This is a genomic window from Bacillus sp. LNXM65 (assembly GCF_002998575.1).
Taxonomy (GTDB): Bacteria; Bacillota; Bacilli; order Bacillales; family Bacillaceae; genus Bacillus.
The window spans coordinates 34,887-51,260 of record NZ_PVRB01000003.1 but is presented as its reverse complement, the minus strand read 5'-3'; the positions used below and the strand labels follow the sequence as shown (position 1 = coordinate 51,260).

Annotated in this window: 14 protein-coding genes; 2 read left to right on the top strand and 12 right to left on the bottom strand. The window is 41.1% G+C overall.

Annotated features, from left to right (window positions below; translation table 11 throughout):
* Window positions 1–9: 9 nt before the first annotated feature.
* From C6Y03_RS06325 to ctpB, 3 genes are all read right to left on the bottom strand, one after another.
* Window positions 10–1,197 (bottom strand): PDZ domain-containing protein, encoded by a 1,188-nt coding sequence (locus tag C6Y03_RS06325; RefSeq protein WP_189318314.1) that lies wholly within the window; start codon window positions 1,195–1,197, stop codon window positions 10–12.
* Between the two features lie 68 nt (window positions 1,198–1,265).
* Complete coding sequence (locus tag C6Y03_RS06320; protein WP_007500014.1) at window positions 1,266–1,619, bottom strand: swarming motility protein SwrAA; 354 nt, start codon at window positions 1,617–1,619, stop codon at window positions 1,266–1,268.
* Between the two features lie 344 nt (window positions 1,620–1,963).
* The gene (ctpB, locus tag C6Y03_RS06315; protein WP_106039038.1) at window positions 1,964–3,412 is read right to left on the bottom strand and encodes a carboxy-terminal processing protease CtpB; all 1,449 of its coding nucleotides are present in this window, start codon (window positions 3,410–3,412) and stop codon (window positions 1,964–1,966) included.
* A gap of 153 nt (window positions 3,413–3,565) precedes the next feature.
* On the opposite strand from ctpB, the gene C6Y03_RS06310 reads away from it, so the two are divergent.
* Window positions 3,566–4,306: a sulfite exporter TauE/SafE family protein gene (locus tag C6Y03_RS06310; RefSeq protein WP_034660126.1), complete on the top strand. Its 741-nt coding sequence runs from the start codon at window positions 3,566–3,568 to the stop codon at window positions 4,304–4,306.
* 51 nt (window positions 4,307–4,357) lie between these two features.
* On the opposite strand, the gene C6Y03_RS06305 is transcribed toward C6Y03_RS06310, so the two are convergent.
* The 5 genes from C6Y03_RS06305 to C6Y03_RS06285 all read right to left on the bottom strand — a co-directional run bounded on the left by C6Y03_RS06305 (window position 4,358) and on the right by C6Y03_RS06285 (window position 8,911).
* A complete protein-coding gene (locus C6Y03_RS06305) occupies window positions 4,358–5,623 on the bottom strand; it encodes a murein hydrolase activator EnvC family protein (protein ID WP_034660127.1) in 1,266 nt (421 codons plus the stop codon).
* A gap of 111 nt (window positions 5,624–5,734) precedes the next feature.
* Window positions 5,735–6,625 carry a permease-like cell division protein FtsX gene (gene ftsX, locus C6Y03_RS06300; protein WP_034660128.1) on the bottom strand — a complete coding sequence of 297 codons (891 nt, stop codon included), beginning with the start codon at window positions 6,623–6,625 and terminating at the stop codon, window positions 5,735–5,737.
* Window positions 6,618–7,304, bottom strand: a complete 687-nt coding sequence (ftsE, locus tag C6Y03_RS06295; protein WP_034660129.1) for a cell division ATP-binding protein FtsE — start codon at window positions 7,302–7,304, stop codon at window positions 6,618–6,620. The genes ftsX and ftsE overlap by 8 nt, the downstream gene beginning before the upstream one ends.
* A gap of 380 nt (window positions 7,305–7,684) precedes the next feature.
* A complete protein-coding gene (gene cccB, locus C6Y03_RS06290; protein WP_106030555.1) occupies window positions 7,685–8,014 on the bottom strand; it encodes a cytochrome c551 in 330 nt (109 codons plus the stop codon).
* Window positions 8,015–8,062: 48 nt separating this feature from the next.
* Window positions 8,063–8,911, bottom strand: a complete 849-nt coding sequence (locus C6Y03_RS06285) for a YitT family protein (protein ID WP_003212797.1) — start codon at window positions 8,909–8,911, stop codon at window positions 8,063–8,065.
* Window positions 8,912–9,100: 189 nt separating this feature from the next.
* Here C6Y03_RS06285 and C6Y03_RS06280 point away from each other — a divergent pair, with 189 nt between their 5' ends.
* Window positions 9,101–9,835: an alpha/beta family hydrolase gene (locus C6Y03_RS06280; RefSeq protein WP_106039037.1), complete on the top strand. Its 735-nt coding sequence runs from the start codon at window positions 9,101–9,103 to the stop codon at window positions 9,833–9,835.
* A gap of 16 nt (window positions 9,836–9,851) precedes the next feature.
* Here C6Y03_RS06280 and C6Y03_RS06275 read toward each other — a convergent pair whose 3' ends face one another.
* From C6Y03_RS06275 to hpf, 4 genes are all read right to left on the bottom strand, one after another.
* Window positions 9,852–11,645, bottom strand: a complete 1,794-nt coding sequence (locus C6Y03_RS06275) for a M3 family oligoendopeptidase (protein ID WP_106039036.1) — start codon at window positions 11,643–11,645, stop codon at window positions 9,852–9,854.
* A gap of 124 nt (window positions 11,646–11,769) precedes the next feature.
* Window positions 11,770–12,871 (bottom strand): peptide chain release factor 2 gene (gene prfB / locus C6Y03_RS06270; protein ID WP_106030559.1). Its coding sequence is split into 2 segments (ribosomal slippage): window positions 11,770–12,798 and window positions 12,800–12,871, totalling 1,101 coding nucleotides; the frame shifts between segments, so codons are not numbered across the junction.
* Window positions 12,872–12,938: 67 nt separating this feature from the next.
* Complete coding sequence (gene secA, locus C6Y03_RS06265; protein ID WP_034660134.1) at window positions 12,939–15,464, bottom strand: preprotein translocase subunit SecA; 2,526 nt, start codon at window positions 15,462–15,464, stop codon at window positions 12,939–12,941.
* A 186-nt stretch (window positions 15,465–15,650) separates the two neighbouring features.
* Complete coding sequence (gene hpf, locus C6Y03_RS06260; protein WP_003213481.1) at window positions 15,651–16,214, bottom strand: ribosome hibernation-promoting factor, HPF/YfiA family; 564 nt, start codon at window positions 16,212–16,214, stop codon at window positions 15,651–15,653.
* Between the last annotated feature and the right edge of the window lie 160 nt (window positions 16,215–16,374).

Genomic DNA, 16,374 nt, shown 5'->3' with positions numbered 1-16,374 from the left:
AGCTTTTTTTTATGATGAAATCGCCGTTGATTCTTGCTGTGGATCATCCTTCACAAACAGGATGCCAAGCTGATGATGCTCCCCTTCGTAAGAAGCGCGTTTCTCAAACCTTGTCTGACCATTCAAGCCAATGATCTCAAGCTTTGTCAGAGCACGATTGGTTTGAAGGGCTTCGTAAAATTCCGAAACGGTTTTGACTTCAATTCCATTCACCTTTGTAATGACTTCTCCGATCTCAAGCTTTAAATCAGCTGCAGGTGTATTCGGAATGATTCCCAGCACCATCAGCCCTTGATTACGCTTAGAGAAGTAGAATGGAGCCGCATTGTCATTGACTCTCTGTTTCCATGAGAGGAAAGCTCTTCCGACAATCGCTATCAATACAGCTCCCCATGCAATCGGCTCAAACCAAATACTTGCAGCACCTAGTAAAGCAACAGCGAGTCCAAGCATGAGAATACGCCGTGCCGTAATTTGAATGCTCACAATTGGCAGTGATCCTTGAATCCGCTGCCCGAAACCGATGATGTATGGAATCAAAATAAATGAAAAGCTTTGATCGTGTACTTGAAGCACCGGCCACCATGGCAGAGAAGAAGTAAATTCACCTGCCGGCATCAGCAAAACAAGCGGTAAAAGCCACAGGCGGTTTGCCCGCTGCTGGCCAATCAAAAGTCCTCTCGCACTCATCACCATTGCAGGCGATGTTCGTAAATGCGCCGTTCGATAGGCTAGAATCCCCTCGGTCATTAATAAAAGACCTAGCAAAATAACAACGGCTGATGCATTCATCATTGAGAGCTGCGGCAGCCAAGAATGGCTCACTTGGACATACATTAGTCCAAGTACCGCAATAAAACTGAAACCGAGTGTGTATGCAGACGAAAGCGCACTCGCCTTAAAGAATAAAGAGCAAACGATGGTCATCGCTGCAATCAGCACGATGAATCCAGGCGGGAGGGAAATCCCTAAGCCTACTGAAATGACGGATAGGCAAATCCCTAGAATCCATCCCTTTGAATATGTAAATTTAAGTTCATCGTATACATCTTCTATTCTTGTTTGAAACGCTTTTCTCTCCCGCTTTACGCGGATGTAGCCATGTAACAGGCTGATTAATATCATGAAATAAAAAAGAGGGTGGATTAAAAACAGACCGACCGCTTTTAATCCAGCTCCCATCCACTCCGAGCTCATTATCGTTCACCGCCCAAGTCAAGCATTTTCTCTTATTCTATCAAATAAATCGATGCTTGACACCAGGTTTATTTCTCCTGATTCATCCATAGTGTGACATTCGACAGTGAAAAATCTTTTAAGTAGTGATTGACATCTACATCTAGTATGCCGCCGAGCAGCTGCATCGACCTCTTGATGTCGGTTAAGTTTATACCAAGTCTCTTATGATTATCCATTAAATAATTGAAGTATATCTCAGCACAGTCTTCATCGATTTCGTCGACTGATTCTACCGTTGTGTAATTGACCAAGTACCTGCTTAACAGCATGAGCAGACTTAATGCCTTTGTAGCGGAAAACGTCACATCTTTCGTACGACTCTTAAGCTCCTCTACCAACTCGTAATATTTTTTCTCTCTCACAATACTTGCCCTTTTCAATTGTGTACCCCCATTTACTAGTTCTTTTAAGAAAAGCGCAAACCTCGGTACAGCTTAATGCTCAAGCTGAATATCCGCAAAAAATAAAATATTTAAAATGAGTGCTACTTTATATTGTAAGAATTATTTATGTAACATACAACTTTCAAAAGTTTCATTTTCATGACATGTTTAAATCAACAGAAAGTCTCTTATATAAATATGTTATCGGGTAAAATCGAAGGAATGTTATGTTTTTTGTAAAATAAATGAATATATTTCTCGATATAATTTATTTTTAAGAATAAACTATTACATGTTCGTGACACTTATGAACCAAAAAAAAGAGGCATTTATTCGCCTCTTTATTTTTTAAGATATAGTGCTTTTAGTGCAGTCTGCAGTTGAAGATCATTTTTCTCATAGGATTTCACTTCATCCACCATTTTGTTCATCATTTTCGCTGTCTTCAGATCAATCACACCTGATTTATCGAGATTGTATGTGCTTTGGAAGGCTAGAACTGCCTTTTTCGTTTCTTCATCAAAGTAGCCGTCTACTCTGCCGGGGTCGAATGACAATCCCTTTAACAGCGTCTGTGCTTGTCTCACTTCTTCATTGTTCATATCCAGCTGAAGCGGTTCTTTCAGTTGAAGTGGGCCTACGGTAAAGTAATCTGGCTGATGAATCGCAATTGTCGGTACGACACCTTTTTTGTGAATCCAATTCCCTTTTGGCGTGAGCCATTTATAAAGCGTTAATTTAATGTTACTGCCGTCACCCATTGGAACCGCCTGCTGCACAGTACCTTTCCCAAAGGAGACATCACCGACGACTTCATATTTTCCGGCTTCTTTCATAGCACCAGCAAGTATTTCAGAAGCGGATGCACTGCCTTTATCGATTAAGACATTGACTGGATAAGGCTTCTGTTCTTTCCGTTTTGAAAAATACCGTTTCCTGTCGCCGTTCCGTTCTGCAATTTGAATATAAGGCTGATCCTTCGTAATAAAATGCTTCAAAATGTCTTCTACACTTTGCAGATAGCCGCCAGGGTTCCCTCTCACATCCAGCACAAGACCTTCTATGCCCTTTTTCTCGAGTTGTTTCAGGCTTGACGTGAAATCCTTCGCAGTATCTTCAGAAAAGCTAGAGATCGCGATATAGCCCGTTTTATGACCATTTACCTCTTTCACAGAAGAAATCACGGTTTCAAGCGGAATTTCTTCTCGTTTGATATGGAATGTTAACTCTTTTTCAATCCCATTTCGTCTGATTTTCAGAGCGACAGATGTTCCTTTTTTTCCTCTGATTTTCAGTACAGCATCGTTTAAGCTTTTTTCTTTCATCGGCTCACCATCAATGCTGATGATTTCATCTTTCGGCTTTAGACCTGCTTTTGCCGCAGGGGATTTTTTAAAGGCAGAGACGATAATGATTTTTCCTTCATCCATTCCCACTTCTGCCCCAATTCCCTCAAAAGAAGAATCAAGCGAATCAGAAAATTGCTTGGCGGTTTGCTTGTCCATGTATACTGAATACGGATCATTTAAAGTTGAAAGCATTCCTTGAATGGCGCCTTCAAGCAGCTTTTGGCGATCCACTTCCTCTACATATTCATTCGATATCAGGTCATAGGCTTTCTCGATTTTCTCCATCCCATTCTCTTTCGCCTTATCACTTGATTGAGCTTGTCCAGCCATTGCAACAGCTGCTTGCGGTGACTCCGCATGAGTTCCCTCTTTATGCGTCATCACCCCTGCACTTATTAATAGAACGACACTTGCCATAATAGATGCGATTTGTTTTTTCATATTTGGCCTCCTTCTTCAACTCTTCCTGATGACCTGAGTTATTATATGCCAGAAGAAGGGATTTCATGTAAAGACATTCTCCCGCGAAGGCTTGACTAATCATTTCATTAGGTGTAATTTTTATTTTGTTATGATCGAGAAGGAGTCTTCGCTATGTATATTATATTGACGATGCTTTTATTAGGAATTTTATTAGGATTTGTAGGAGCAGGCGGGGCTGGTTTTGTCATCGCATTGCTTACGTTAATTTTTGATATCCCTATCCATACCGCACTCGGGACGTCTTTAGCCGCAATGGCATTTACGACGTTATCAGGTGCATACAGCCACTACCGGGAAGGGAATATTCAGCTGAAATCTGGTTTGATTGTCGGAGCTTTGGCTTGTGTTGCTTCTTTTGCAGGAGCTAAGGTTGCTCCTTTTATTCCAGAAGAAAGTCTGCACTATTTAACAGCTGGAATGCTCTTTTTATCCGCTGTGTTTATGATGATCAAATTATTTGTTCTTAAGGAAGACACTGAGCATCAGCCGCTTTCTTCACGTCAGCTGCTCATAAGGGGTATTATTTTAGGACTTGTATCCGGATTGCTGTCAGGTATGTTTGGTATCGGGTCTGCACCATTTATTCAAGTAGGACTTTTGATTTTACTGAGACTTTCCATTCGACAGGCAGTTGGCACGACAATGCTTGTCATTATTCCGATTTCCATCGGTGGTGGAATTGGATATATTACAGAGGGCTATGTTGATTTTATCTTGCTGATTCAAATTTTAATCGGAACAGTATTAGGGGCATTTATTGGCGCAAAATTCACACGCCTTGCACCGAAGCTCTTATTGAAATCGGCTGTACTGTTAACACCTATTATTGCCGGTTTACTGCTGTTATTTTAATTTCATTTAGAATCAAAAAGGCCGATAACATGATGTTATCGGCCTTTTTGATTAGCGGATATATTGCGCTGGATTGACTGCATTTGATTTAGCGCCATTCCATAATCCTTTATGAATTTCAAAGTGGAGATGCTGACCATGTGATTGGCCTGTATTCCCCATATATCCAAGGAATTGTCCTTGCTCGACTCTCTGCCCTGTGGACACACTTCTTGTAGACAGGTGGGCATATACCGTTTGATAGGTCTGTCCATTGATATTATGCGTAATGAATATCACATTCCCGTAGCTCGATGAGTAGCTTGAGTTCGTGACTGTTCCAGCTGCAGCTGCGACGACAGATACTGTGCCTTTTGCTGCAATATCTAAACCGTAGTGCTGTCCGCCTGAACGTCCGCCAAAGCCAGATGAGAATCGGCCAGCAGCTGGTTTAATAAAGCCGGAGCTGCTTGCTGGTGTATCAGATACTTGATCCGAGCCGCCGCTTTGAGGTGCAGGTGCACTTTTTTCAGCAGCTGCTTGTTCTGCTCTCTTCGCTTCTTCCTTTTGGCGGCGTGCTTCCTCAGACTTCACAGCCGCTTTTTGGTTCGCTAGAATTTCTTGTTCATTTTCAAGTTTGCCTAATTCATCATGGGCATGGTTCTTTTTATCTGTTACATCCCCTAAGATTTTCTCTTTTTCTTTTTGCTGTTTAGACAAATCCTTTTTCAACTCTTCTAGCTCTTTCAGAGATGTTTCAAGTCCATTTAGCTGATTATTTAGCTCTGCTTCTTTTTGCTCCACCAGCTTTAAATCATTTTCATGTTCTGTAATCATGTCTTTGTCTGCTTCGACAATGGTTGTGACAGCTCCAACACGACCGACAAAATCACTAAAGCTGCGAGCACCCAGCAGCACATCTAAATAGTTGATCGTACCGCCGCTTTTTTGCATCGAACGAATTCGATCTTTGAATATAGCTTTTCTTTTTTCAATTCGATCATTGATGACTTGAATGTCTTTTTTTAGTTTCTTGATCTCTTGCTTCGTTTGTTTGACTTCTTTTTCTTTTTCAGCGACTTTTTCAGTTGCAGCACTTACCTTGTGGTCAATCTTTTCAATTTCTTTTTTGAGCTTGGATTCTTTCTTTTCAAGCTTAGCCAGCTCTGATTTCTTTTTCTTCAAAGTGGATTCAGTCTTTGATGTTTTCTCTTCGATTTGTTGACGTTTTTGATCTAGGTCTTCGTATGCGAATGCACGATTCTCGTTCCCTGGAATGTATAGCCACGTTGTTCCAATAAATGCTGCCATTCCAGCCATCATCAGCTTTCTTTTCAAAACGATATTCCCCTCCTATGACAACTGCCTGCATAAAGAGTCGACCGGATGAATCGGTTCAACCGGTCACACCTTCTATCAAATTCTCGAGTGCTGCCATCAAAAATAGATTTATACTTTTAAGAATTTACGGATGGACGTCAAGCTTCCCCATACACCAATGATTGCACCGATCAATAGAAGGACCAGTGAAACTTGATAGACAAACGGGTTATATGGAAGCATGGAAATAAATGAGCCTTGTACTCTCGGTGCCACCCAGCCCACTGCATATTGATATGTGCCAAGCAATAGAGCTATTGGTATAATAGAACCAAATACACCAAGCAGTAATCCTTCAATAAAGAATGGCCAGCGGATAAACCAGTTCGTTGCACCTACGAGTTTCATAATCTCGATTTCTTTACGTCTAGCAAAAATCGTAATTTTGATCGTATTAGAGATCAAGAACATGGCTGTAAATAAAAGCCCAATAATGAGCGCAATACCTACATTTCGCGCCACTCCGACCACATTAAAGAGTCGGCTGACTTCTTCTTTTCCATAGGTTACTTTATACGTACCCTTTAAGTTTTCTAATTTCTTCGCTACTTTTGGTGTATCGTGTGGATCAGATGTTTTCACAATAAACGCATCGTTTAATGGGTTTTCTTGATCAACAAGTCCCATGGATTGTCCATTTTCACCAAAGCTTTTAATCAGCGCTTTTAGTTCGTCATCTTTTGATGAGTACTTCACATCACTGATTTCAGGAATCTTCTCAATTTCTGCTTTTAATTCATCCTGCTGCTTTTGATTCGCCGTTAATTCGATTAACACTTTTACTTCTACTTCTTTTTCAGCGTTCGATGCCATGTTATTCAAGTTGAGCATAATCACAAGAAAAACCCCAACTAAAATCAATGTGACAGTGACCGCACTAATTGATGCAAATGTCATCCACGTGTTTCTTCCAAGTGAACGGAAGCTCTCACGTAAATGCCGCGAGAGAGTTTTAATCATAAATGCCGTACTCCCCTCTTGCTTCGTCACGCACAATCATTCCATCTTCGATTGCGATGACACGTTTCTTCATGCTGTTTACAATTTCTTTGTTGTGTGTCGCCATGACGACTGTTGTTCCGCGGTTATTAATCTCTTCAAGTGTCTTCATGATTTCCAGAGATGTGTCTGGATCAAGGTTTCCTGTCGGCTCATCTGCAATGACAACCTCAGGACTATTCACGATCGAGCGAGCGATAGATACACGCTGCTGTTCACCGCCAGACAGCTGGTCAGGAAATTGTCGTGCTTTGTGCTTGAGCTGTACCAAATCAAGTACATCCAGCACTTTTTTCTTAATGATATGAGGCTGTTCCCCAATGACTTCAAGAGCAAATGCCACATTCTCAAACACCGTGAGGGTTGGAAGTAGTTTGAAATCTTGGAATACTACGCCAATTTCTCTTCTTACGTAAGGAATTTCTTTTTCCTTAATTGAGGCTAAATCTCTGCTATTAATTAAGATTTTCCCTTTGGTTGGCTTCTCTTCACGATACATCATTTTGATGAAAGTGGATTTACCAGCACCACTGGGACCAACAACATACACAAACTCTCCTGGGTGGATAGAGACATTGATTCCATTGATCGCCTTTACACCGTTAGGATAGATCTTGTAGACTTCCTTCATTTCAATCATGTAATCACCTAATCTTTTCTTATTGCTGACTAACAGCTTATCATGATGTTTTGACACTTATCGTCAAAAAACGTTATGTATGGTCACGCACATACCCTTCGATACGTACAAGCAATTTATGTCCTTTTCATCCAAAAAGATGAAAAAAATGAATCGTCTAAATTTCAACAACTCCAATTATACGTCATGAATCGACGCAATGGTATTACATTTATATTTCAAAACTTATAGTTAAAAGGTAAAAAGAACAATTAAAACCGATAAACATGTCTTTTTACCCTTATTTTTTTAATAAAATTTAATATAATACGTTTTCATACTATTCAAAAGTCTTTTTCTACATATAAAAACAAAAAAACCTTGTCGATTAGACAAAGGTTTTATTTTTTCTCTGCAAGCCATTTTGCCACTTCTTTTGCTTGCTTCTCATCTACCATTCCGCTTGGCATAGAGCCTTTACCATTCTGTGCAATATCTGCGATTTGGCTTTCATTATATTTCTTCCCTACTTCTTTCAGGCTTGGTCCGCCTCCACCAGATAGGTCTTTCCCATGACAGCCAATACAGTTTTGCTGATAAATTTCCTCACCACTGCTCACAGTTGAAGCACTTTTGCTGCCTTCTTTGTCACTGCTGCTTGAATTTCCTCCACAAGCCGCAAGAACAAGAAGCATCACTGCAAACAGCATCATTAATCCGCTTTTTTTCATCAATTTCCCTCCCTTACAATCATTTGGTCAACGCTATTATATCCTTGTTTACGCCCTTTTAAAACCCTCACCAAGCACCTCTTTTGCATCCATTACGATGACAAATGCTGATGCATCGATTGCTTTCACCACTTGTTTCAACTTTGTGAATTGTGACTGCCCAACGACACACATCAGAATTGGACGGTCATGGTCGGTATATCCACCGACTGCTGAGATCTTTGTGACACCACGGTCAATTTGATCAAATACTGCCTGCCTGACCTCATCCTCATGCCCTGTAATGATCATCGCCATTTTCGAATGACTGAAGCCGGCCTGTACGACATCAATCGTTTTACTTGAAATAAACACACCAATGACAGCGTACAGTCCCTCTTCAATCCCAAAAACAGTCATCGCAGCCAGGACAATTAGGCCATCCATCATCGCTAAACAGGTGCCAAGCGTGAGGCCTGTATATTTATTGATGATTTTGGCAGCGAGCGCCGTTCCACCTGTTGATCCATTTCCAAGGAACACGAGCCCTATTCCGATCCCAATCACCACTCCGCCAAAAATGGCTGCTAAGAGCGCTTCATGTGTCACAGGTGCAATATGTCTTGTGACAAACACCATCAAAGGTAAAAAAATAGAGCCAACGAGCGTTTTCACGCCAAATGTCCCGCCTAATAAATAAAAACCAGCGATAAACAGCGGAATATTGAGTCCCCATTGCACATACGCCGCCTCAAAGCCGAATGACTGCATAATCGTACTAATACCGCTCACTCCACCTGCAGCAATCTGATTAGGTAATAATAACGTATTAAATCCAATCGCCACAATGGCTGATCCGATTAAAATGAACAAGTAATTTTTCGCTTCAATCCATAATTGTGAATGTCCCTGCTTCATGTCTTTCTTCCTCCGTTACTTCTGAATGCACACCTATTTTAAGCCCTTCTAAAACGAATGTAAATAACAGCCAAATGCAGTGCTAATGGATTAATACTTTATCACACAAACGGATCAGCGTGCTTGCCGTTTGGCATAGGAGCAAATGATGGTATATTTAATATGTACATGAGAAAGAAGGGACATGCGATGAAGAAAATACTGAAGATAACAGGCATGACATTACTTGCACTGATCATCTTGGCTTTTGGTGCTTTCTATACATGGAGCTGCTTTACATACGGACCATCCGCCGCATTAAAAAAGCAAGTGAACATCGAGCAAGTGGAACATAAAAACGATGTGTATACATTTGCATCAGCAAAAAGCGATACTGGTATTATTCTCTATCCCGGGGCAAAGGTGGAACCAATTGCGTATACCTATATTGGGAATGAACTGATGAAAAAAGGTTATTCTGTCTTTATCCCTGACATGCCATTTTCGTTTGCGATTTTTAATACAAACAAAGCACACGATATTATGAAAGTTCATCAAACGATCAAACACTGGTATATTGGCGGTCATTCACTAGGCGGAACAGCTGCCGCTATGTTTGCAGAAAAAAACCAGCGCAAGCTCGACGGTCTCTTTTTCTTTGCGTCTTATCCAGCATCAGATAACTTGAAATCATCGTCCTTGAACGTACTCTCTATATCAGGTGAAAAGGATGGGCTTGCGACACAAGAGAAAATCAAGAAATCGAAAACAAATCTGCCGTCTCAAACCGTTTACCATGAAATAAAAGGCGGGAACCATGCTCAGTTTGGCATGTACGGCAAACAAAAAGGTGATCAGCCTGCGGACATTCTAGCCCTCACGCAGCAAAAGGATATCATTCAGACCATGCTTGAATGGCTAAAACCAGCAAAAAAGCTCCCGTAATAGGAGCTTTTCATTTTTACTTTTTCGTCGCTTCTAAAAACTCTTCAGCGTCTGCTACAGCTAAACCAATGGCTTCCTCCCAAAAGGCTTTTTGGGTAAGATCGACGCCTAAATGCTTATGAGCCAAATCTTCTACTGTCATTGAAGCTGTATCCTTTAGTAATGCAATGTACTTCTCTTCAAACGAAGTACCAGCCCGCAAGGCTTTTGCATAAATCCCTAGTGAGAACATGTAGCCAAATGTGTATGGGAAATTATAAAACGGTACACCTGTGATATGGAAATGCAGCTTAGACGCCCAGAAATGTGGATGGTATTCATCTAAAGAGTCACCGAAGGCTTCCTTCTGCGCTTCTACCATCAGCTCATTCAACCGATCCGCCGGCACTTCTCCTTGTTTACGCTCTTCATAAAAACTCTGTTCAAATAAGAAACGAGATTGAATGTTCATGAAAAATGCTACACTCCGCTGAAGCTTATCCTCTAACAAACTGAGACGCTCCTCTTCATTTGCCGCTTCTTTTAATGAAGCATCAGCCACAATCATTTCTGCAAATGTCGACGCCGTTTCAGCTACATTCATCGCATATTTGCGATTAAGAATGCGAACATCCTGCATCACTTCCTGATGGAACGAATGACCAAGCTCATGCGCGAGTGTCGCCACATTGGATGGACTTCCTGAGAAGGTCATAAAAATGCGTGACTCCCCGCTGTCAGGAAAATTTGTACAAAAACCGCCTACTCGTTTGTTTGGACGATCCTCAGCTTCTACCCAGCGTTCATTAAAGGCTTTTTCTGTAAAGGCAGCAAGCTCTTTTCCAAATCCAGCGAAATGTTTCACAATAAAAGCAGCTGCTTCTTGATAGGGATAGATCTTGGTTTCACTGCCAATAGGAGCCCCAACATCAAACCAGCTTAGCTTATCCACTCCAAGCATGTCAGCCTTTCGATGTAAGTAATCAATGAATGGCTGCTTATGTTCATCAATCACAGACCACATTGCATCAAGGGTTTCTTGTTTCATCCGGCAAATATCAAGCGGCTCTTTTAAAATATGATCCCAGCCTCTTGCTTCATATACTTGTAAACGGAAACCTGCCAGATGATTAAGCGTGCTTGCAAATAGATGTTCATCCTGTGTCCATGCGTGCTCTAAGTTATGATATACGGCCTTTCTGACTTCACGATCTGAATCATCCATCGCATTTTCCGCTTGGCCGACAGAGATCATCTGCGTTTCACCATCTTGTTCAAATGGAATCATAATCTTATTCACCAAGCTAGAATAAAGCTCATCCCACGCATGGTAGCCATCTACGGCTAGCTTTTGAATCAACGTTTCTTGTTCAACAGGCAATTGATCCTTCACGCGCTCTCTGCGTTCATTTAATATGTAGCGTACATCTGAAAAGGCCTCTGAATTCAAGAGATCTTCCCATTTTCCAGGAGAGATGGCAGCAAGCGCTTGATCAAACAGCGCAAGAATGGTACCTAAATCAGCTTCAAGCTTGGCTATCGTACCTCGAAGACTGCCAGCCTTCATATCCTTTGTATTTTGAGATTGAAGACAGGATACAAATGAACCTGCTTGAGACAGTTTTTTATATGTGGTTTCATACGTGTCAAGGACAGACGTTAACCTGCTTTCAATGTGTGTATCTTCTTTTGAAAAGGCATCGACCTTTTGTCTTAATTCATCTAATAGCTGCTGAATGTGTTGCAGGTATGTTTTAAATTCTGGTGAAGAACTGCCTCCTTTAAAAAAGGCATCTAAATCCCACGTCTCTTGTAATGGTGTTAATCCCAAAATATTTCCCCCTTTATTTGCTAATTTCATCATACAAAGGATATAGAGTCAGTATGGCATATGTATTCCTTTATATTCATTATATTTTCTCACAATTAAAAAAACCCAGCAAGAAGCCGAGTTTTTATGATAATTTCGAACGTAAGTAAGCATCGATAAATGAATCTAAATCTCCATCCATGACCGCTTGAACATTTCCCATCTCCGTATTGGTTCGATGGTCTTTCACAAGAGAATACGGATGGAATACATAAGAGCGAATTTGGCTTCCCCAGCCAATTTCTTTCTGCTCTCCTCTAATTTCATCCAATTCAGCCTGCTGTTCTTCGATCCGTCTTTGATAAAGTTTCGATTTCAGCATTTTCATCGCACGTTCTCTGTTTTTGATTTGTGACCTTTCTGTTTGGCATGTGACCACAACATTGGTTGGTATGTGTGTGATACGAACGGCAGAGTCAGTCGTATTGACGTGCTGTCCACCTGCGCCGCTTGCACGATACGTATCTACCTTGATATCTTCTGTCCGAATATCAATATCAATTTCTTCATTGAACTCTGGCATGACATCACAGGAAACGAAGGACGTATGCCTGCGGCCAGATGAATCAAAAGGAGAAATACGAACCAAACGATGGACACCTTTTTCTGCTTTTAAGTACCCGTATGCGTTATGCCCTTTGATGAGCAATGTCACAGATTTAATTCCTGCTTCATCACCAGGAAGATAATCAAGCGTTTCAACCTTAAAGCCTCTGCGCTCTGCCCAGCGAGTATACATTCTCAGAAGCATAGAACCCCAGTCCTGTGATTCAGTACCGCCTGCACCAGGGTGAAGCTCAAGAATGGCATTGTTTTTATCATATGGTTCACTTAAGAGAAGCTGCAGCTCAAACTCGTTAAACTGCTTGGTTAAGTTCTTCAGCTCTTTTTCAAGCTCTGCATGAAGCTCCTCGTCATAATCTTCCTTTAATAGGTCATGTGTCATTTGCAGCTCTTCATGAGATTCACTGAGCTCATGGTATGCATTCACATTATCCTTTAGTGCATTGGCTTCATTGATGACGCCTTGTGCCTTTTGCTGATCATTCCAAAAATCAGCTTCTGACATTGTCGCTTCAAGTTCTGCAATTTTGGCTTCTTTTGTTTCGAGGTCAAAGAGACCCCCTAAAATCAGCTAGCCTGCTAGCCATATTTTCAAGCTCTTGTCTAATTTCTACTAATTCCATATCCTTCACCTCATAGATGTATGGGAGCTGACATGAATAGAAAGAGGTTTTCACCTCTTTCCATTACTTATTCTGTCTTCCCATGACAATTTTTATATTTCTTGCCGCTACCGCAGTGACATGGTGAGTTTCGTCCAATGTCTACGACTTTACGTACCGGCTTCTTTTTCACTGTCTTCTCCTCATCACCCTCTTGAGGCTGATGAGCTGTTGTTTGACCTTGAACGACTTCTTCACGTTCTAGGTTGTTTTGGATTTCTGATTTTAAGACATATTTGGCTACATCATCTTCGATTGAAGCAACCATATGCTCAAACATCGCAAATCCTTCCATTTGATACTCACGAAGCGGATTCGTTTGTGCATACGCGCGTAAATGAATCCCTTGGCGCAGCTGATCCATTGCATCGATATGATCCATCCACTTTGAATCCACCGCACGAAGAACGATGACTTTTTCAAATTCTCGCATTTGTTCATCACCATATGTTTCTTCTTTTGCATCGTATTTTTCTTTAATACGATCCATGATGAAGGAGGTGATTTCATCTGCTTCTTTGCCATAAATATCTTTGACCGAAATAGCTCCTTCATCTAAATAGTTCGTGTTGATTAATTCAACAAGCCCATCTAGTTTCCATTCTTCAGGAAGCTCTTCTTTCGGCGTATAAGAACCAACAGCCCGCTCAATTGAAGATTGAATCATATTGATGACAATCGATTTTAAGTTATCAGAATCGATGACTTCAAAGCGTTGTTTGTAAATCACTTCACGCTGCTGACGAAGTACATCGTCATATTGCAGAAGCTGTTTACGGGAATCAAAGTTGTTCCCCTCGACGCGTTTTTGAGATGATTCAACGGCTTTAGACACCATTTTACTTTGGATAGGTGTAGAGTCATCCATGCCAAAGCGGTCAAGCATCGCCATCGTGCGCTCTGCACCAAATCGGCGCATCAATTCATCTTCCATGGAGAGATAGAATTGAGTAATCCCTGGGTCTCCTTGACGACCAGAACGTCCGCGAAGCTGGTTATCAATACGTCGTGATTCATGACGCTCTGTCCCAATTACAGCTAGACCGCCAAGCTCTTTGACGCCTTCGCCAAGCTTGATGTCCGTACCACGACCTGCCATGTTTGTCGCAATGGTGACGGCTCCTTTTTGACCAGCCTCTTCAATAATTTGTGCCTCACGCTCATGGTTTTTCGCATTTAATACTTGATGAGGAATCCCTTTATTTTTAAGCAGCTTAGAAATAAGCTCAGATGTCTCAACCGCTACTGTTCCGACAAGAACTGGCTGCCCTGTCATATAGCGCTGCGCAACATCCTCAGCCACTGCTTTAAATTTACCTTCCATTGTGCGGTAAATTAAATCAGGTCTGTCATCACGAACCACTGGTTGATTGGTCGGGATTGTCACAACCTGCATGTTGTAAATGTTACGGAATTCTTCTTCTTCCGTTTTCGCTGTACCAGTCATACCAGATAGCTTTTCATACATACGGAAGTAGTTCTGGAACGTAATCGTTGCAAGGGTCATACTTTCGTTCTGCACTTCGAGACCTTCTTTTGCCTCAATAGCTTGATGCAGACCTTCACTATAACGGCGTCCTTTCATTAAACGTCCTGTGAAAGAGTCAACAATAACGACTTGGCCTTCTTCAACGACATAATCCACATCTTTTTGCATCGCAACATGTGCCTTCAGCGCCTGAGCGATGTGATGGTTCAGCGCAACATGCTTAACATCAAATAAGTTCTCGATGCCGAATGCTTTTTCCGCCTTCGTCATTCCGCTTTCTGTCAGCTGTACACTTTTTGTTTTAATATCATATGTGAAATCATCTTCTATTTTTAATGTACGAACAAATGCATTGGCTTGTACGTAAAGCTTTGTAGATTTCGCAGCTTGTCCAGAAATGATAAGAGGTGTTCTCGCTTCATCAATTAAGATGGAGTCAACCTCATCGATCACGGCATAATGAAGCGGTCTTTGAACCATTTGCTCTTTGTAAAGCACCATGTTATCTCGTAAATAGTCAAAGCCCAGTTCATTGTTTGTTGAATACGTGATATCAGCGGCATACGCTTCTCTTTTTTCATCTTTGTCTAAGCTGTTTAAGTTTAAGCCAACCGTTAAGCCAAGAAATTCGAAAATCTTGCCCATTTCCTCTGCATCACGGCTTGCCAAATATTCGTTGACTGTCACAATGTGGACGCCTTTTCCAGAAAGAGCATTTAAATAAACAGGCATTGTTGATGTCAACGTTTTACCTTCACCTGTTTTCATCTCAGAGATGTTGCCTTCATGAAGCGCGATCCCCCCCATGAGCTGCACCTTAAACGGGAACATTCCTGTCACGCGGCGTGATGCCTCGCGAACCGTTGCAAATGCTTCAACCAACAGGTCATCCACGGATTGTCCTTTTTCAAGTTTTTCTTTAAATTCAATCGTTTTATTTCGTAAAGCCTCGTCAGATAATTTCTCGAAATCTTGTGCGAGAGCTTCGATTTCATTTGCTTTTTTTTCATATTTGCTGATCGTACGTTTCGTAGGATCAAACACTTTGTTTAAGATTCCAAGCATATAATAACGCTCCTCTATTTCATGCAATTTTTCGGCATGTCCAAAAGATTGACAGGTCCATATTTACCTGCATTTATCATACCATACCTTCCTTCATTTCCAAAGAATTTGCAATGATTTCGCACAAAAAACCCGTCCCTTATGAAGGGAACGGGTTTACTTTTTTTAGGTTGTTTTTAGATCAGATTAAGCGTTTGGCTCAATGAGTCCATATTTTCCATCATTTCGGCGATAGACCACATTGGTCAAATTTGTCTCAGCATTTGTGAAGACGAAGAAACTATGACCTAACATGTTCATTTGAAGAATGGCCTCTTCGCTATCCATCGGTTTTAAATTGAATCGTTTTTGTCTGACGATTTCTGTTTCATCAATTTCTTCGTCATCTTGAACAGCTACATCAGCCGTCCCATTTCCTCCAGCAAATAAGTGTTTTTTGGCACCTTGCTCGCGGAATTTACGGTTTACTTTTGTTTTGTGTTTTCGAATTTGACGTTCTAATTTACTGGCTGCTAGGTCTACTGCATTGTACATATCTTCATTATGCACCTCAGCTCGAAGTGCTAGATCAGTCATTGGAATGGTAACCTCAACTTTAGATTCTTGATCATTGTAAAACTTCAAGTTCACGTTGACTGAAGCATCTACGTCTGTTTCAAAATAACGCTCCAGCTTTCCAATTTTTTTCTCGACATGATCTCTTAGTGCAGGTGTTACGTCGATGTTTTCTCCTCTGACATTGTAATTCATGTAAAGAACGCCTCCTTTAAAATTAAGGATATGTAAACCTATTTCTACTTTTCCCTCCTTTTCTCCTGCTCAAACGTAAAAAAAATGTGAATATTCATTGAAATTTGTCGAATTTTGCGGTGCTTCAACTGTTGCTTGATAGGTGATGAATATATATTCG